This is a genomic window from Shewanella sp. SM69 (genome assembly GCF_025653985.1).
Classification (GTDB): Bacteria; Pseudomonadota; Gammaproteobacteria; order Enterobacterales; family Shewanellaceae; genus Shewanella; species Shewanella oncorhynchi.
Genome location: NZ_JAKKRV010000002.1, coordinates 516048 through 534356, shown reverse-complemented (window position 1 = coordinate 534356; position 18309 = coordinate 516048). Strand labels below are relative to the sequence as shown.

At 43.3% G+C, this 18309-nt stretch carries 18 protein-coding genes; 10 read left to right on the top strand and 8 right to left on the bottom strand.

Annotated elements, in window-relative coordinates; genetic code table 11:
- The first annotated feature begins 12 nt into the window (after positions 1-12).
- The 3 genes from L5M37_RS05690 (at position 13) to L5M37_RS05680 (ending at position 3454) form a co-directional block, all read left to right on the top strand.
- Entirely contained in the window at positions 13-726 is a 714-nt protein-coding gene (locus L5M37_RS05690; protein ID WP_263199710.1) for an NUDIX hydrolase, read from the top strand.
- A gap of 357 nt (positions 727-1083) precedes the next feature.
- Entirely contained in the window at positions 1084-1971 is an 888-nt protein-coding gene (prs, locus tag L5M37_RS05685) for a ribose-phosphate diphosphokinase (RefSeq protein ID WP_263199708.1), read from the top strand.
- 10 nt (positions 1972-1981) lie between these two features.
- Complete coding sequence (locus tag L5M37_RS05680; RefSeq protein WP_263199705.1) at positions 1982-3454, top strand: nicotinate phosphoribosyltransferase; 1473 nt, start codon at positions 1982-1984, stop codon at positions 3452-3454.
- A gap of 157 nt (positions 3455-3611) precedes the next feature.
- On the opposite strand, the gene L5M37_RS05675 is transcribed toward L5M37_RS05680, so the two are convergent.
- The 5 genes from L5M37_RS05675 to L5M37_RS05655 form a co-directional block, all read right to left on the bottom strand.
- Positions 3612-3872 (bottom strand): hypothetical protein, encoded by a 261-nt coding sequence (locus tag L5M37_RS05675; protein ID WP_011789018.1) that lies wholly within the window; start codon positions 3870-3872, stop codon positions 3612-3614.
- A 300-nt stretch (positions 3873-4172) separates the two neighbouring features.
- A complete protein-coding gene (locus tag L5M37_RS05670; RefSeq protein WP_006082106.1) occupies positions 4173-4346 on the bottom strand; it encodes a hypothetical protein in 174 nt (57 codons plus the stop codon).
- Positions 4347-5074: 728 nt separating this feature from the next.
- Positions 5075-5797, bottom strand: a complete 723-nt coding sequence (locus L5M37_RS05665; protein WP_168827424.1) for a ChrR family anti-sigma-E factor — start codon at positions 5795-5797, stop codon at positions 5075-5077.
- Positions 5790-6452, bottom strand: coding sequence for a sigma-70 family RNA polymerase sigma factor (locus L5M37_RS05660; RefSeq protein WP_168827427.1), 663 nt, complete (start codon positions 6450-6452; stop codon positions 5790-5792). The genes L5M37_RS05665 and L5M37_RS05660 overlap by 8 nt, the downstream gene beginning before the upstream one ends.
- Positions 6453-6597: 145 nt before the next feature.
- The gene (locus L5M37_RS05655; protein WP_028759610.1) at positions 6598-7149 is read right to left on the bottom strand and encodes an LON peptidase substrate-binding domain-containing protein; all 552 of its coding nucleotides are present in this window, start codon (positions 7147-7149) and stop codon (positions 6598-6600) included.
- Positions 7150-7250: 101 nt separating this feature from the next.
- On the opposite strand from L5M37_RS05655, the gene L5M37_RS05650 reads away from it, so the two are divergent.
- Both L5M37_RS05650 and L5M37_RS05645 read left to right on the top strand, forming a co-directional pair.
- On the top strand, positions 7251-7865 hold the full coding sequence (locus L5M37_RS05650) for a class I SAM-dependent methyltransferase (RefSeq protein WP_263199700.1): 615 nt from the start codon (positions 7251-7253) through the stop codon (positions 7863-7865).
- A 289-nt stretch (positions 7866-8154) separates the two neighbouring features.
- Positions 8155-9099 carry a chemotaxis protein CheV gene (locus L5M37_RS05645; RefSeq protein WP_173497450.1) on the top strand — a complete coding sequence of 315 codons (945 nt, stop codon included), beginning with the start codon at positions 8155-8157 and terminating at the stop codon, positions 9097-9099.
- A gap of 197 nt (positions 9100-9296) precedes the next feature.
- Here L5M37_RS05645 and L5M37_RS05640 read toward each other — a convergent pair whose 3' ends face one another.
- Together L5M37_RS05640 and L5M37_RS05635 are read right to left on the bottom strand one after the other, a co-directional pair.
- Positions 9297-9938 carry a hypothetical protein gene (locus tag L5M37_RS05640; RefSeq protein ID WP_173497449.1) on the bottom strand — a complete coding sequence of 214 codons (642 nt, stop codon included), beginning with the start codon at positions 9936-9938 and terminating at the stop codon, positions 9297-9299.
- 51 nt (positions 9939-9989) lie between these two features.
- Complete coding sequence (locus L5M37_RS05635) at positions 9990-10349, bottom strand: DUF2750 domain-containing protein (protein ID WP_028759614.1); 360 nt, start codon at positions 10347-10349, stop codon at positions 9990-9992.
- 419 nt (positions 10350-10768) lie between these two features.
- Between L5M37_RS05635 and L5M37_RS05630 the strand changes: the two genes are divergently transcribed.
- Complete coding sequence (locus tag L5M37_RS05630) at positions 10769-12073, top strand: lytic murein transglycosylase (protein WP_263199697.1); 1305 nt, start codon at positions 10769-10771, stop codon at positions 12071-12073.
- 156 nt (positions 12074-12229) lie between these two features.
- The gene (locus tag L5M37_RS05625; protein ID WP_105252202.1) at positions 12230-12718 is read left to right on the top strand and encodes a peptidylprolyl isomerase; all 489 of its coding nucleotides are present in this window, start codon (positions 12230-12232) and stop codon (positions 12716-12718) included.
- A 194-nt stretch (positions 12719-12912) separates the two neighbouring features.
- Here the strand turns inward: L5M37_RS05625 and L5M37_RS05620 are convergent, their stop codons facing one another.
- Positions 12913-14856, bottom strand: a complete 1944-nt coding sequence (locus L5M37_RS05620; RefSeq protein ID WP_263199694.1) for a M1 family metallopeptidase — start codon at positions 14854-14856, stop codon at positions 12913-12915.
- 253 nt (positions 14857-15109) lie between these two features.
- Here L5M37_RS05620 and L5M37_RS05615 point away from each other — a divergent pair, with 253 nt between their 5' ends.
- The 3 genes from L5M37_RS05615 (at position 15110) to ushA (ending at position 18183) form a co-directional block, all read left to right on the top strand.
- Complete coding sequence (locus tag L5M37_RS05615) at positions 15110-15337, top strand: DUF3389 family protein (RefSeq protein WP_106651841.1); 228 nt, start codon at positions 15110-15112, stop codon at positions 15335-15337.
- A gap of 92 nt (positions 15338-15429) precedes the next feature.
- Entirely contained in the window at positions 15430-16101 is a 672-nt protein-coding gene (locus L5M37_RS05610) for an alpha/beta hydrolase (protein WP_113940901.1), read from the top strand.
- A 363-nt stretch (positions 16102-16464) separates the two neighbouring features.
- Positions 16465-18183 carry a bifunctional UDP-sugar hydrolase/5'-nucleotidase UshA gene (ushA, locus tag L5M37_RS05605; RefSeq protein ID WP_105252205.1) on the top strand — a complete coding sequence of 573 codons (1719 nt, stop codon included), beginning with the start codon at positions 16465-16467 and terminating at the stop codon, positions 18181-18183.
- Positions 18184-18309: the final 126 nt, after the last annotated feature.

Here is an 18309-nt window from a genome sequence, read left to right as displayed (position 1 = left end):
TGGGGAATACTCATGACTGAAGCGGAATATCTTGCCAATTACGATCCTAAGGCTTTCAAGGCTCAGCTACTGACAGTGGATGCCGTATTGTTTACCTACCATGATCAGCAGCTTAAAGTACTCTTAGTGCAACGTTCAAACCATCCTTTTTTAGGTTTGTGGGGATTACCTGGAGGCTTTATTGATGAACATTGCGATCAATCCCTAGAAGAAGCGGTGTTACGCAAATTGCAGGAGAAAACTGCGGTAGTGCCACCTTATATTGAGCAGCTTTGCACTGTGGGTAATAGTCGTCGCGATGTCAGAGGCTGGTCGGTGACTGTGTGTTACACCGCCTTGATGAGTTATCAAGCCTGCCAAATCCAGATTGATTCAGTGAGTGATGTTAAGTGGTGGCCATTAGCGGATGTGTTACAGATGCCCTTGGCGTTTGATCATCTGCAGTTAATTGAGCAAGCGCGGGAACGCTTAACACAAAAAGCCTTATATTCTTTAGTGCCAGGATTTGCACTGTCTGAACCTTTTACCTTGCCAGAACTGCAGCATGTACATGAGGTTTTACTGGGCAAGCCTATCCAAGGTAAATCTTTTCGTCGGCGGGTTGAACAGGCCGATTTATTGATCGATACGGGATTAAAGCGCACCGAACGGGGTCGTCCTGCTAATTTATACCACTTGAAACCCAATACCGCATCGTATCGCTTCTTAAGAAATTTAGAATGTTGATCACAGTGAATGTGGATTTAAGCCAGATATTCGCCTTGCTCAATATGAGTTACGGCGACTGCTTATGCCTTATTCATGGTGACTTTGAATCAGTAAAGGCTGTTTAATTACTGATTTTGCCCTAATGTCTCCGATTCTTGTATTACTCGATACCCATATTGTGGCTTCTTAGTTGTCGCACCCATCAATAGTGTCTGAAAGACACTATATGCCATTTAAGCATAACATTTCAGGTTGCTCCGTCTGAAATAGTCTAAAAATCAACTTTACACAATAATGTCTTTAAGACACTATTATTCATGTAGACAACAAGGGCGCCGTCAATTTCGGCAATCTTGCCACAGACAGGAGGTTACTATGTCTCAACGTATTCAGACGTCTCAAGATGTTTTTCACGCTCAATGTTCGCAAACCGATTTTTATCGGTTACCCGCTGCTAGCGATGAGACTCACTACCGCTTATTTCAATTTGGTGCGGGGGAGAATCATGTTCAAATACTTGTTCCTCCTGCTAAACGAGTAACGATCTTTTTCAGTTATCGGGGCGATCATTCCATCATGCAGCTCTTGTTGTTAACTGATGCATTGCGTCGCAGTGGTGCCGAGCAAATTAATTTGCTACTGCCTTATATGCCGGGCGCTCGCCAAGATAGGGTGTGTAATGCCGGTGAGGCCTTGTCGGTAAAAGTCTATGCTAGCCTAATTAATCAGCAGCAATATGCTTCGGTCACCATTTTTGACCCTCACAGCGATGTCACCGCCGCATTGTTAGACCGAGTTCAGGTTATAGACAATCACAGCTTTGTCGCCGCTATCACTGCCCAATTATCGGGTGAGCTAGTGTTAGTCTCGCCCGATGCGGGGGCGAATAAAAAAGTATTCGGTTTAACTAAAGCGTTACAGGGAATGCCGGTGATCAGGGCCGATAAACATCGCGATGTGGTCAATGGTCATATTATCGCTACCGAAGTGTTCTGTGATGATTTATCGGGTAAAACCTGCTTAATCGTCGATGACATTTGTGCTGGTGGCAGAACTTTTATCGAACTTGCCATCAAGTTAAAGCAAAAGGGGGCCCAAAGCGTCATTTTGATCGTGTCACATTATGAAGATAAGGCCAGCGAATCGGCTCTGCGCGAGGTGGGCATCGACAGATTATTTTGTACCGATAGTTTAGGTGTCCCCACACATATTTCGAGCGAGTTCTGTCATTGCCATGCTGTTTTGAGTTATATGAATCATTAAGGAAAATATTATGTACTTGAATCCCGTTACCGCCATTGATGGCTATAAAGTCGACCACCGTCGTCAATATCCCGATAATACTCAAGTGATTTTTAGTAACTTGACCGCCCGTAAATCCCGTCGTGGTTATACAGACCAAATGGTGTTTTTTGGCTTGCAATATTTTATCAAGCATTTCTTGATTGACAGTTGGAACCGTGATTTCTTTCAACAACCCAAAGATCAGGTCATTCGTCAATTCTCCCGCCGTATCAATAACTATCTCGGGCCGAATAATGTTGGCACTCAGCATATTGAGGAGTTGCATGATTTAGGTTATTTACCAATAAAAATCATGGCTTTACCTGAAGGCTCAGTGTATCCACTAAAAGTGCCTTGCTTGGTTTTGTACAATACCGATGAGCGGTTCTTTTGGTTGACCAATTACCTCGAAACCATCCTTTCCGCGAATGTGTGGGGTATGTGTACCAGTGCCACTACCGCGCTGCAATACCGCAAAATATTTGAGACTTACGCGCTAGAAACCGATGGTGACATCGCATTTGTTGATTGGCAGGGCCATGATTTTAGTTTCCGCGGCATGTATGGTGCAGAGGCTGCGGTAATGAGCGGCGCCGCCCATTTACTCAGTTTTACGGGTACAGATACCATTCCCGCGATTGATTTTCTTGAGCAATATTACCGTGCCGATAGTGATAATGAACTCGTTGGCGGCAGTGTGGCCGCAACGGAGCACAGTGTGATGTGTGCGGGTGGTATGGAGAATGAATTAGAGACGTTCCGCCGTCTGATTGAAGATATTTACCCAACGGGCATTGTCAGCATTGTTTCAGATTCTTGGGATTTTTGGCAGGTGATGACAGAATTCACTTTAGCGTTAAAAGACCGCATTCTTGCCCGCGATGGCAAAGTGGTGTTTAGGCCTGATACGGGTTGCCCTGTGAAAATCATTTGTGGCGATCCACAAGCACCAATCGGGAGTCCCGAATATAAAGGCGCTATTGAGTGTCTGTGGGACGTCTTTGGGGGCAGCACAACTGCCAAAGGGTATAAAGCGCTGAATAGCCATGTTGGACTGATTTATGGCGATTCAATCACCATTGAACGGGCTGAAGCCATTTGTGCTGGCTTAAAGGCTAAAGGTTTTGCGTCAACCAATATTGTGTTTGGGATTGGCAGTTTTACCTATCAACACGTGACCCGAGATACTGACGGTTATGCCGTGAAAGCGACCTTTGCGAAAGTTGATGGTAAAGACAGAGAAATATTTAAAGATCCTAAAACAGATGATGGCACTAAAAAATCTGCTAAGGGTTTAGTGGCGGTATTTAAAGATGAGCAGGGTCAATTTTATCTTAAAGATCAAGCCAGCTGGCAAGATGTCAACAATTGCGAGTTTGTCCCCGTATTTGCCGATGGTGAACTATTAACGGAATATTCTTTGGCAGATATTCGCGCAAGGTTGGCAGAGTCTAGAAGTTGAGCCTATCGATTTGTGATTTTTAACGGCTATCGACAATAGCGAAGATAAAACTGGCAATGTGATTTCTATTAGGGTCATATTGTCAGTTAAGTTTTGAATTTATTTTAAGTCGCGTAAGTAAAACGCCCTATAAATAGTCAAATGCAAATACAAGCGATTAAGACAGTAACTGGTTCCGTTTAAGAATTTTATAGGTACGACGGCCAATGTTTTCGAGGTTTTTTAAATCTTTTAGGCTAGGCGTCACCTCACTAAATTGCCAATAACTGATTTCGGCATCTAACATTTCCAGCATTTTCTTCGAACAACCTAAACATTGTCCCTGGCACAGTTGTGCTTCTTCTAAATTGAGTGGAATAGTCTCTTTGATCTGGTTTATCAAGGTTTGCATGGCAATTTGAGTATTGGGTTTTGGCATAGATGATGTGCTGAACAGTATTCATGTGTATGAATATTAGTGGATACTGCAATGGAAAGAGGTGATCTAACGCTGGATTTGACTCATTTGGTTCGGCAGGTATCTGTGTGAGAGAGATACAGCCTGAACCAAATGTGCTCGTCATAATGACGTAAAAAAGGATAGCGTGTTCGTGACATTCGGCTATCAGTCTACTTAAGTGCTCGGTACTGCGAAGATAATGGAAACCGATTAAATACACTTGAGTAAACGGGTACTGCGGTATTAATTTTTAACTTATCGTTTTACTTACTTTTTGACTTATTTGTTCGCGGACAATAACCATTTCATAAAGCTGATGGCTTCTGTACGTTTAGAAAAAGTCTGTCTGTTTTTACCTTGACGATCGGTAAAAGCAATTGAGGTTTTATTTACTGAGATTGAATCTACAGGGAAGTTCACTGTAATTTCATGTCCATTAATTTTGTATGACATATGCCACACTCCTTTTTGTTAATTCACCCATAGGTGAGATAGTTGTAACTATAAAATATCCTTAGCAATTGTGCGAAAGATTCGTTCTATTGAGTATCGAGGTTACCCCATCTTTGATTCATTAATCAAGAGATGCTTAATCGATAAATATTTCATGTTGTCGATTACGTCAATGGAATAACTCGATTCAACCAGTTGACCATAGCTTAATGACAATACTATGACAACAAGGAGAACGGTAAGTTCACAGACATAACCACATGATTTTAGTGATATCGAATGATTGAGCTTATGGGGTTTTGCTTGTAGTAGGCTTTCTTTATGAGGACCGAACTCTGATTGCTAAATATCAGGCTGGGTTAAAAAGGTAAACAACAAGGTGTATCTCAAAACGACGTGCAGTATATCAATAAAAATGGCTTATGCAAGTTTAATTTTTATTCGATGTCATTATTTATTTGCTAATGTTGAATTAAAGTGTATTTTTCGTGGCTATTCACTTGATTTAAAGGGGAAAGGTCAGGTCGGTTTGTGCGTTGTTTTTTATTTTTGTGGTAATTGACTAAGATTAATATTGCCGTTTTATAGGCAAATGTTATAAAAAAATCCCACTAAAACAGGTCATTTTAATGGGATTAATCGTAGTCAGTTATGTAATGGACTCATTAAACTGAATTTATAAATGAATCTATGCGTTTGCTCTTGTTTAAAAAACTCAGTCAAAAGGTTTAATAAATTAGTTCACCTATGGGATTGAGTAGCTTACTCAGACCTTTGGTAAAATGCAGCGGTGCATCTAATACTGTGTAGCATAAGCAACCGTTAATGGTTTTCGGTGAGTGATGATGTTGGCCGTCAAGCACGATAAAATCACCTGGCACATAGTCACCATTTAGATCGGAAAACTCTCCGGCTAGTAATAGTGTTAGTTCATAACCTTTATGGGTATGTTGGGGGATTTCACCTTGGGCATCTATATGCAATAGGCTAGCGCGGGTGTTCGTTTCGTCGACATCAAAACGCATGCGACTGACTTTGCCTAATATTTGCCATGGACGGGCCAAATGCTGACGAAACACCGAGGGCACAGTGTAATGCTGTTGCTTTATGTCGACATCGATAGGGGCGTTATTAGGCACATTTGTCGCTGCCGGTTGAGCCATGATTTGCGCCATCATAGCGTCAATGTCCAATGCCGATTCTTGATTGTCGCCTGAGTGTTGCACCTCAACATACTCTCTGTGCATCAACTCTTCGCCCGTATCATTTGCAGCATGACCGCCATCAGGATTTAATGCTAAATTTGCAGCTTGTTCTGTGAATAGGGCAAGCTGCTCTCGACAAGTCTCACATAGGTGGCAGTGTGCGGATATTGCTATCGCCATTGATAAAGGTAAGTTCCCATTGGCATGGCTCACGAGTAATTCTTGTTGGGGATGATGCTTAATCATTGTGTGTCTCCAAGAAGCTTTTCAACTTTTCTAGCCCTAATCTTAAACGGGACTTTATGGTCCCAATTGGTACCTTTAGGGCATCGGCTAGCTCTTGTTGAGTGAGTTCTTGCATGTAAATGCCTTGCACAACTTGTCTTTGTGCTATGGGAAGGGCATCAAGATGTTGGAGTAATTTAGCCGTCAACTTGTGATCAGCGAGTGTGTCCTGAGCCATGGTCGCATCACACAGCGGCCAAATATCATCACCGAAAGTATCTTCTCTATTGTGTTGTACCCGTCTAAGCATATCGAAACATTGATTACGCATAATGGTAAACACCCAAGTTGTCACTGACCCTTTTTCTGCATTATATAGATGAGCCTTAGTCCAAACGCTGGTCATGGTTTCTTGTACTAAATCCATCGCCAACCCTTGTTGATTCAGTCTTTGTAAACCAAAGGCTCGGATCTTGGGCATGAAATGCTGGAATAAGTGACCAAAGGCGGCTCTGTCTCGGTTGTCTGCTACTTGTAGCATAAACGTGATTAAAGCATCCGCTTGAGGCTCGCAGGTTTGGGAAGCTGGAATTTCGTTATCCATAGCCGAATTAGTCAGAGACGTGATTGGGACATGATACCGAGTTTGCCTGCTTTGTGATTGAATATTTTCCATTATTTTCGCTCTTATCGCAGTCGTGAGTGCTGAGTGTGATATCAGTAACGACAAAATTGAGAAGTGTGTTGCACTTCTGAGCCCATTTTTGTTGTTAAACTTTCAATCAATACGAAGTGGCTTAAATAAAGGATCATTCACAGCATTATTTAATGACGGCCCGCAATAGATCTCGGGTCATAATATGATCTAAGGCATTAATGCAGGTGTACTTTTCGGATGCTTGTACGGGTAATATTTCTAGCCAGCGCTGGCAGACCCAAGCGATATCATCGAACTGTTCTGTTTGGTAGTGCTTGAGATGTTGCGGATATTCCTTAAGAATGTTTTGTAACATTTGACTCAAGTAACGTTCATCGGTCGCAATACGTACAGCAGGCCAATTGTCGATTAAACTGACGTCTCCGCGTTTTAAACCATCGGCTTCGACACTGATTTTATCAAGTTTAAAGCGTTTAGAACCTTGAATACTGATCCCTAATAGTCCGTCTGGTAAGGTTTCAAAATCAATAATATGCACTAAGGTGCCTATGGGCTGAATGGTTTTACCATCCTCTTCAAGCATACATAAGCCAAAGCCTTGGCCTGACTTTAATGATTCGGCGACCAAGCGCTTATATCTAGGTTCAAATACCCGCAGTTGTGTGTAACCTTCGGGTAATAAACAAATGGGTAATGGAAAAAGAGGTAATTTCATCGTGGCCTCTGGTGAACTTATGTTCTTATCATTACGTACCATAATGTCAGTTCGATCAGTAAAATTATTCAACAGTAGTTTACCCATAGTGAGAGGATGGCATGAAATTAAATCCATTTGAGAAAAAGATCGTTCAGCATCCATTACGTTTTTGGCTACAAAATCATCTCGAAGCGCCTTTACTAACGTCTATGATGCCAAAACCTATGGCTTTGTGCGAACGCGCATTAGAAATAGGTTGTGGGTTTGGTAACGGCATTCAGTTGATCCGCGAACATTTTGGCGCGGGACATATCACGGCCGTGGATATCGATACTGACATGGTTGCCTCCGCACAATCCCGTTGGCAATCTCGGCCGCAAGGGTTAAAAGGGCTGAGTTTCTCGGTTGCTGATGCAACATGTTTACCCTTTGCCGATAGCGAGTTTGATATGGTGTTTGATTTTGCCGTATTCCACCATATTCCAGAGTGGCAAGCGGCCATTAAGGAAGTTGCAAGGGTGCTGAAACCGAACGGATACTTTGTGATAGAGGATTTATATCGTGCCGCAATTTGTAATCCATTGAGCCGACGCTTATTTGAGCATCCACAGCAGAATCGCTTTAATCATAGTGAGTTGTTAACGGTATTGCACCAGCTGGGATTTAAGATTGTCCGCGATAGAAATGCCTTTAATCTTGCGGGTATGGTGCTCGCCCAGAAAATATTGCGTTAGGCGTTAGAGTTGATGCTTAACCTAAATTGAATCGTTAGGATTAAATGATTGCGTTAGCACTAAGACCAAATATTAGCAATGCCGCGTATTATCTGAAGATATCAGCTTAGGGATGCGGATATCTGAGATGCGCTAAACGAAGTTTATGGCCGAACTTTGCGAGAGTGGTTGTAATTTTTAGATAAAATAGACTCTCGGCATGGTTCTTCATGGGAGTTTACCGCTATAATTTGAGCTAATCCGTCGCATGTGGGGAAAGGATTTTCCTCAAGAGTAGAGAAGCAGCATTATGGCAAACGTACTTGCAACCGTAGATCAGCGTACCAAACTCGTTGGTGAGAACCGACTTGAGTTGTTGCTCTTTAGCATTAATTCCACGCAGTTATTTGCCATTAACGTCTTTAAAGTCAAAGAAGTCGTCAAGCTTCCTCCCTTGAATGCGATGCCGGGTAGTCATCCGCATATTTCTGGTGTTGCTAATATTCGTGGGATTTCTATCCCCGTGATTGATTTACGTTCGGCCATAGGGTTTAAGCCCGTGCCGCCTAACGAAGATGCCAATATGATCATCACAGAATATAACCGTAGTGTGCAGGGTTTCTTAGTCGGTAAGGTTGAACACATTATCAACATGACTTGGAGCGATATTATGCCGCCGCCGAAAACGGCTGGGCGTAATAATTATCTAACGGCAATTACTCGCATAGAGCATCAAGGTCAGTCGCAGTTAGTGTCTATTATCGACGTAGAAAAAGTCTTGGCGGAGATCATTCACTACGATATCCGTTTATCTGAAGGTGTACTCGACGAAACCTTAGTCCATGAAATGCCAGGCAGAAAAATCCTGATTGTGGATGATTCATCGACCGCCAGACGTCAAGTGCGTGAAACGTTAGGCCAACTGGGTATCGAAATTATTGAGGCATCTGATGGCTTACAAGCGCTGACGTTATTGCAGAAATGGCGTGATGAAGGTAAACAAGTTGCCAAAGAATTATTGATGATGATTACCGATGCTGAAATGCCCGAAATGGACGGTTATAAGCTCACTTCTGAAGTGCGCAGTGATAAAGCTATGTCGGATTTATTCATTACCTTAAATACTTCGTTGAGTGGCAGTTTTAACCATGCCATGGTTGAAAAAGTGGGCTGTGATAAGTTTATTTCTAAGTTCCAACCGGATTTGCTGGTGCAAGTGGTGCAAGAAAGATTAAGACAAGTGATCAATCACTGATCGCATTTTGAGATTCGAACTATCGGTGATTGACCTTGAGTCGATCATCGATAGGTTCGGCGCTTTGAATGAACGCTTTAATAACAGTTTTTAATACGGTCTTGAATCACATTCTTTTAACTGCTACCCTTTCAACTGCTTTTCTGCAAACATCTGCCAACCCACTACCTATAACCCACTACTTATAACTCGCTAGATTATAACGCTAATTCGGCTGCTACATCGTGTAATACTTGGCGCTTCATTTCTTTGGCGGCGGCGATATGGATACGGGCGAGCCTTAAGGCATAGTTGAATCTTGCTCGGCCGACGAGGCTTACCAGTTCGGCAAAAAACTGTGGATCTAAAGTGAATTGCGTCGAATAGTATTGGATAGCGGCATTGACTGAATTAAAAGTCACGCCATCGAATTCAAAACCTGCGTTATAACCTTGGTCGTCAATTTCTTCGCCTTCTAATACCAGTGGCCAACCGGGCGCATTGATACGGTCGCGGGCAATTTGGTACATCATCCAAGCACTTTTTTTAAAACCTTCAAACACTTTGCAGGAGAATTCGGACTCAGCAAGCTCTTCTTCGGTCCAATTAATCCCAATGGCGAGGTGTTTCGCATAAATACGCATCAGTGCATCTTTGACGGCCATACGACAATCCCAAATGGAACTAAGAGTATGTTGTTTGGCTAATCGCAAACATTCGCTGCAGGCGGGCACAGCTAACGAAGCATGTGGTGTATGTGTGTGTGCGATATATTCGAAGTGTTGATGACTCGGTTCGCCACAAAACCAGCATGTATGGCGTTTGTCGAAGGGAATATCGATAAGCGGAATAGCAGACATCAAGGAATGAGCACCTCAGTCCTTGATGTCATCAATGGCATACTGAAGCGATTAAACTTCTTCAACATCAACCAAATCTTTTGCTAAAACAATCGGATCAAGTTCAAGACAATCTTCATCGGTTTGCCAATCAACACCGATCAATACACCATCGTCGTTTAGATCTGAGACCCAATATTCTAGAAATTCTTCTAATGAAATAGAAACGGGTTGATAGTCGTGCCATTCGTCGCTGCAATGGGATTTTGCAGTAGCTTCATTTGACCATAATGGCATCACATCTGTGTCTTCAAATTCTGAAGAATCACAAACGACCCAGCCTTCGCCAGTTTCATCCATTAGACCCCAAAGCGTCTGATGTTGTTTTACATTTTTGATAAAGCCAGCCAAAGCCGCATTGATTTCAGTCATGATAGGTCTCTTTGATGTGTGCTGTTAACTTATCCATTATACGGTAACGTGCTGCGATACCAAGGGATTCTTTGTTAAGAATTTTTTTGTGTTGGATAACTGAGCAATAAGCCTATGCCGCAAGGTATTTATGGCGATAAGGATTGTGTTACGTGTCACTATGGGTCAGGATTATCGATAATGAGTCGCCTTGGTACAGGCTGTTTTACTGACTAAATGTGGCTTAGATAGGGGCTTTACGTAGCGGAGAAACGTGTCTTCTATGCTTTTGGCCGTTAAAGGTGTTTTGGATTCTAACCTTTAACTCGTTATGCCAAGGCGAATATCTCTCTAGGGCAATTCCCTCTTGAAGACGGAATATTGTCGTGTTTAGCCACAACAGTGTGATTGTTGTGAGATCAAATATTGGAGTTGTTGATTTGATTAAAATTAAAGGGTTAACTTATCTGTTTGCGAGTATTGCCGCCTGTGTCAGTCTGAGTGCCTGTTCAAGTGCGCCAACGGCGAGTGCCAGTGCTAACGCAACCAGCACTAACGCAAGTGACATTGCTGCTGAAGCCAATCCAATGCCCGATATCAGTGCTAGCGTACAATCTAATGCAGAGGCGTTTCCAATGTGCTTGACTGGACTGCAAGCGCGAGCACGTGCAGAAGGCCTGTCTGAGGCGACGATAAACTCTACCATTGCGAACTTGAAATTTGTCCCTCGAGTGATTGAGCTGGACCAACAGCAACCCGAATTCAGCCAGACATTTGATAATTATTTCAGTAAGCGCGCGACCGAATGGCGCGTCAATGAAGGCCGCCGTTTACTGCAAAAGCACAGTGTCTTACTTAATCAATTAGCGCAAAAATACGGCGTCCCACCGCAATATATCTTGTCTTTTTGGGGACTGGAAACGAACTACGGTTCCTATAAAGGCAAAATGTCGGTATTGAATTCGCTGGCGACTTTGGCCTGTGAGCCACGCCGTAGCAATTATTTCACCATAGAGCTTATGCAAGCCTTAAAACTGAAAGAAAAGTATCAGTTCGATGATGACACTATGGTGGGATCATGGGCAGGTGCTATGGGACATACGCAATTTATGCCTTCTGCGTATGCCAAATATGCGGTCGATGGTGATGGCGATGGTAAGGCCGATTTATGGAATAGCACTACAGATGCGCTCACTTCTGCCGCGAACTTTTTGCAGCACTTAGGTTGGCAGCGTAATCAGCGTTGGGGGCGTGAAGTCTTGTTGCCAAAGGATTTTAGTTACAGTCATTTAGGTGCGAAACAGCCCTTGTCGTTATCGGAATGGGCTGCGCTCAATGTAACGCAGTCGAATGGGCAACCTTTGCCTGCCGTCGATATTCAAGCTGCGCTGTATTTGCCTGCGGGACACACAGGCCCAGCCTTTTTAGGTTATGAGAATTTTAATGTGATCATGCGTTGGAATCGCTCCGAATTTTATGCCATTACGGTTGGGCACTTAGCCGATCGTATTAATGGTGGACAACCCTTGACGGTCAGTCCGCCTGAGCAACCACGCTTAAGCCGCGAGCAAGTAAAGCAACTGCAAACAAAACTGAACGAGGCTGGATTTGATGTTGGTAAGCCTGATGGCGTGTTGGGACGTAACTCTATGGCAGGGTTGCAAGCCTTTCAACGTAGCAAACAGATGATTGCCGATGGCTTCCCAAGCCCAGAGGTGTTTACCGCTTTAGGATTATCACTTTAGTTACTGTAGCTACTGTAGCTACTGTAGCTACTGTAGCCAAAGAGCGCTCGCTGCGGGTTTTGAGTGCTTTGAGGCCGGATAAAAAAGTGGAGTGAAAAGCGCAGTTTTGTTAAGCTCGGCCCACAATTGAAATCGAAGAAAATCAAAGGATATTCGATGAGCATTAAAGACGATATGGTTGTGCAGTTTAACTACACACTGCGCGACGAGAAAGGTGAAGTGATCGAGACGAACGAAGGTCGCGATCCGATTGCCTATTTACACGGTCATGACAACATGATGCCAGGTGTAGAAAACGCGATAAATGGTAAAGCCATAGGTGAAAAGTTCACTGTGACTTTGCCTGCTGCTGAAACCTACGGTGAGCGTGTAGCGGATGCTGACGCACATCAACGTGTGTCAGTTAAGCACTTATTAGGCGCGACTGTGTGGAAACCAGGCATGACAGCAGTGGTTAATACCGACCAAGGTCAGCGCCAAGTGACTATCGTTAAAATGGGTAAGTTTATGGCGACTGTGGATGTAAACCATCCATTAGCCGGCCGCGAACTGACATTTGATATCGAAGTCGTTGGTGCCCGTGACGCGAGTGATGAAGAAATCGCCCACGGCCATGCCCATGGCGCTGGTGGTCATCACCACTAATCTTTAGGCTTCGGGTTCGGCTTCGAACTTGGCTTCTATTTGACTCAATGTGAGATGAGTATAAGTTCAGTATGAGTTGAATGAATCGAGGCTAAAGATTAAATAGCAAAAGCCCAAACCTAGGTTTGGGCTTTTTGTTTTTATGGTGCTAATGGCTTAATGATTGTCGCAACCGCTAATGGCTCCTTATCTCGCTAATGGCTATGTTCATGCTCGAGTGGTTTGTCGGCAAACATCATATCTAGGCTTGCTTGGGTTTGGGGATGATAGCCGCTGCGAGCACTGAGATAGACACTCTTGGCCCAGTCGTATTTATCTGAGCTTGCTAGCTTTTGATATAAAGGCACGATTAAGCGCATGCGGCCAATATGGGTTAAGTGTTGTTTTAATGCGGGTAGTACTGCGTAATAGCCGTTGTCTAGGGCGAGTGAATACCATGCGAAAGCAATTTCACTGTTGCCAGTGCCCGTAAAATGGAACGCCTTATCTAGCTCGGCAAGTTTGGTTTGATCTAGATTGATCCTTGGCATTTCATTGATGAATCTTAACCACTGGTGGACTGTCCAAGTGCTGGTTTTCAACTCGCTTGCACTGAGTTTACCCTCGAGCCAAGTTTGTCTTTGAGCATCAATATCATCGAAGGCATGGGAATTAGGCGGCACAAGAAATGACGGTAAACCTTGACCTTCAATCCAAGTATCCACTTCGCCTTCACTGACAAGATGGGGATATTTGTTTAATAGATTCAAAGATAAATATTCACGGAATTGCGCCGTAGTAATACTCTGAAATGCAAAATGATCGAAGTAGCTTTTTACAAAAGTGTCGAAGCGTTCACGGCCAAATTTTTGCTCTAAAAATATTAAGAACAACTGGCCTTTTACATAAGGGACACCGCTGAAGGCTTCGTCGGGCGAACGTTTACCGAGATTGAGATGTAGCACTGAATCGGCAGGAGTAAGTTCTGCAAGCTCGGCAAGCAATTCAGAGTAGCCGATGGTTTGCTCCATCAGCGCTCGGTCACGACCATAGAGATCTTCCATGATGCGATTCTCAACATAGGTCGTAAAACCTTCATTAAGCCAGAGATCGCGCCAAGTGGCGTTGGTCACTAAATTACCCGACCACGAGTGCGCAAGTTCGTGGGCGATGAGGCTCACTAAGCTTTTATCACCCGCGATCACTGTGGGTGTAATAAAAGACAAACGCGGGTTTTCCATGCCGCCAAAGGGGAAACTTGGTGGCAAGATAAGTAAGTCATAACGTCCCCAAGGGTAATCGCCATAACGTTTAGCCGCGATTTTGATCATTTCTGGCGTGTCGGCAAATTCTTTGCTCGCTTTGTCGAGGATCTCTGGCTCAGCCCAAATGCCCGAGATGTTATCTAAGGGAGCAAACTTTAAATGTCCGGCCGCAATGGCAATCAAATAAGCTGGAATAGCCTGCGGCATAGTGAATTGGGTCTGCGTGCTCGACAGGGTTTTGCGATCGGCACTCATGACCACAGTAATGGCTTTATCGGCCGTAATCGTTGCGCTATAGGTTTGGCGAACGGCTGGCGTATCTTGCAGTGGGATCCAACTGCGGGCGTGAATAGCCTGACTTTGACTGAACATAAAAGGCAACTGTTTACCTTGGGTTTGCTCAGGAGTTAACCATTGAATACCAGACGGATTATTCGATGTGTGATAATTGATTTTGACCTTTTGACTATTTTCATCAGCAAGTTTGATGGTTAGCGCGGCGCCTTTTACAGCGTCCGCTTTGGCTAACGTGAAGGGTACGCTTTGCCATTTCCCCGCTGTATTTAAAGCACTTACGCTGTTAATCGTCAGATCTCGAGTATCTAAGATGAGTTCTTTCCCCGCCTTATGCCAAGCTAAATCGAGGGTGGCTTCACCGGATAAGCGGTTTTGCTTAAAATCGACGGTAAGGGCAAGCTCCGAATGACTCACGCTGACTTCAGTGTAATTGGCGTAGGTCAGTGCATCTTGGTTCTGCTGCGTATCAGCTTGTACAACAGTGGCAGTAGGCTCAGTGGTTAAGGTATTTGGAGTGCTATTGGCATAAGCGCAGGGAAGTAGTTGCAGGGCAAAGACTAGGGTGCTGCAAAGGACGGTTCGACGAAGTGAAAGCATTATTTATAGTAGCCTAATGATGAAGTATGTTAGTTCGAGTTTGGGGTGATAAGACCATCAATTCAGCTTGGTTTTCTGTTAACCCACTCTATTAGCGCAAAAGTTTACCTGATAATTCACTGGATTTGTTATCTCACTGTTAGCTCAAATGTAATCAAACTTTAATGGCTTGAATGCTGGTCAGGAAATGCCATCGGTAAAAGAGCACAAGTTTGCTATGATGACGGCGTTTTCACATAGGGCGGTTATCATAATGGTGTTAGATTTTTCGCAGGGTAAGTTAATCGTTACTGAGTTCGAGGTTCAAGTGCGCCTCAACGTTGCCAGTATCGTACTGCAAGCGAGTGCTGAGGATATCGGCTTGAGACGTCAGCCTCCTATGCTGATCGCCGATGGTGGCGGTGTACGTTGGAGCTTAGTATTGGACTCAAATACTCAGTTACGTGCGATTCAAGATGTGCTGGGCATGGATGCTGAATAACCTGTGCCCGAGTGGTGATGAGTGTTTAACGTATAGATTTATCATCATTTTTTAGTTGATGAGTGTTTAATATCGAATTGGGAATTTTTAGTATGTCAGTTTCTCTTGAGCGTATTGTTGTCGAACCTAAGACTCCTGCTACGGCTGTGGTTATTTGGTTACATGGATTAGGGGATTCGGGGGCCGGATTTGCTCCCGTAGTGCCTGCATTAGGCTTACCTGTAGATCATGCTATTCGATTTATTTTTCCCCATGCACCAGAGCAAGCCGTGACCATTAATGGTGGCTACGTTATGCGCGCTTGGTACGATATTAAAAGCATGGATTTGCATGACAGAGCCGATATGCAAGGCGTGCTTGAGTCGGAGAAAATGGTTGCCGCATTAATTAATGAACAAATCGCAGCGGGTATTGCGAGCCAACGTATCGTATTAGCGGGATTCAGTCAGGGTGGAGTAATGAGTTTATTCTCTGGACTGCGTTTCCCTGAGCCACTTGCAGGGATTATGGCGTTGTCTTGCTATTTACCGACGGGCGATGTGTTACCCGCTGAATTAAGTGCGGCGAATCGCAATACACCCATATTACAGCAACACGGTCTACAGGATGATGTTGTACCATTATCCGCTGGAATGTTAGCAAAAGAAGCCTTAACGGCGGGCGGCTATCATGTTACGTGGCAGACTTATCCAATGCCTCATTCTGTCATTCCTGAACAATTGAAAGCGATTTCTAAGTGGTTATTACAGCGATTTGAAATGTAGATAAGTCTAATTGCTGATAAAAGCAGCATGCGGTAAGTTGAAATTTACCCATGCTTGTTTTTTTAAAGGAACAATCGCGATGTTTTTTCATATTTCCTAAGTTATTTATAACAAACGATTAAAATCCATTTATTCCATTTTTATTTTGTATTCTGTAAATATATAAAAATCAGTCATTCAGCTTATTTTTTATATGAAACAAATCCTTCTTAAAATGCCCGCCAAATTTCATATAAATGTCAAGTTTTTAATAAAAATGACACAATTTATCTTTATTATTTGCTATTATCCGTGACGCTGAACTTGATGGAGTTCACGGCAATCTTTCTATGATAAAATAATTAAAATCAAGGGGTTGATGTAATGAGACATATGCTTATTAAAGGATTAGTTGCAACTGCTGTTCTCGCTGCACTTGCGGGTTGTAATAATAGTGATGACGATAAAGTTCCAACAACGTGTGCTGAAGCGGGAAGTGCTTGTAAAACGTTTACCGTTTTACATACCAATGACAACCATGGCCGTTTCTGGGAAAACAGTGATGGTGAATACGGTTTAGCCGCTCAGAAAACTCTAGTTGATCAAATTCGTGCAGAAGTGAGTAAGAATGGCAGTCAAACCTTATTATTATCTGGTGGTGATATTAATACGGGTGTACCAGAATCTGATCTTCAAGATGCCATACCAGACTTTACGGGCATGAATAAAATCGGTTATGACGCCATGGCTGTTGGCAATCATGAGTTTGACAATCCGTTATCAGTACTTGATATGCAGCGTCGCCTTGCTGAATTCCCTATGTTAGCGGCGAACATTTACCGTAAAAATGCCGATGGTACTCTTGGTGAGCGTTACTTTGATGCCTATAAAGTATTTGACGTTAATGGTCTTAAAGTTGCTGTTATTGGTTTAACGACAGAAGACACTGCTAAGATTGGTAACCCAGAATACATTAGCGATCTAACATTCACCGATCCCAAGGTGGAAGTTGCTAAAGTGATTAAAGAAATTAAAGATGCCAAAGCGGCAGATATCATTTTCGCTACCACGCACATGGGTCATTACGCGGATGGTAAAAATGGTAGTAATGCCCCTGGCGATGTAGCTATGGCTCGCGCATTGAAAGAAGGGGATTTACAAGTTGTTATCGGTGGTCATTCACAGAATCCAGTGTGTATGGAACCGGGAACTGACAACAAAGCTTATGCAGCCTTTAAGCCTGGTGATGCATGTGCACCTGATAAACAAAATGGCACTTGGATCATGCAAGCCCATGAATGGGGTAAATATGTTGGCCGTGCAGATTTTGAATACTTTAACGGTGAACTCCATCTAGCGAGCTACAAGCTTGTCCCTGTGAATATGCGCAAACTGGATGATGCTGGTAAGAAAACTGCTGACTTAGCTGGCACTAAAATTGAACCGGATTCAGAGTTAAAAGAGCTGCTTTCTTACTATCAAGAGAAAGGTCAAGCTAAGTTAGACGAAGTCATTGCGACAACGGATGCCCTGTTAGATGGTGAGCGTGCAAACGTGCGTAATAAGCAAACTAACTTAGGCCGTATGTTAGCGATGGCACAAAGTGCTAAAGTGACTGCTGATTTTGGTGTAATGAACTCAGGCGGTGTACGTGCATCTATCCAACCAGGCAACATTAGTTACCGTGACGTGCTGACTGTTCAGCCATTTGGTAATATGGTTACCCTTAACGAAATGACGGGTACTGAAGTTGCGGCTTATTTAGGCGCAGTCGGCAGTCTTCAAGTTGGTTCTGGTGGTTATGCACAAATCACTGGTGTGAAAATGACCATTGACTGTGTGGCTAAAACAGCCAACATCAGCGACATCGGTGGCAAGGATTTTAGCCCAACAGCCACTTATAAGTTCACTGTACCTAGCTTTAATGCTGCGGGTGGTGACGGTTACCCTAAACTAACCAGCCCAATTCAAACGGGTTTTGTTGATGCTGATTTACTCTATTCTTTCTTGAAAGAGAAACAAGTGATTAAAGCTGCTGACTACAATCCTGTAGGCGATATTGTTTATGAGAACTCAAAAAGTGTTGAAGGTTGCCAACTTTAAGTAATCAATCATTACTCAGTGTTTCAATATTAATGCCACTCAAATGAGTGGCATTTTTTATGGTTAATTAATATTGAACTAAGTGTAAATTAATATCCAGCGTTTTATTTTCGATACACTTTGATT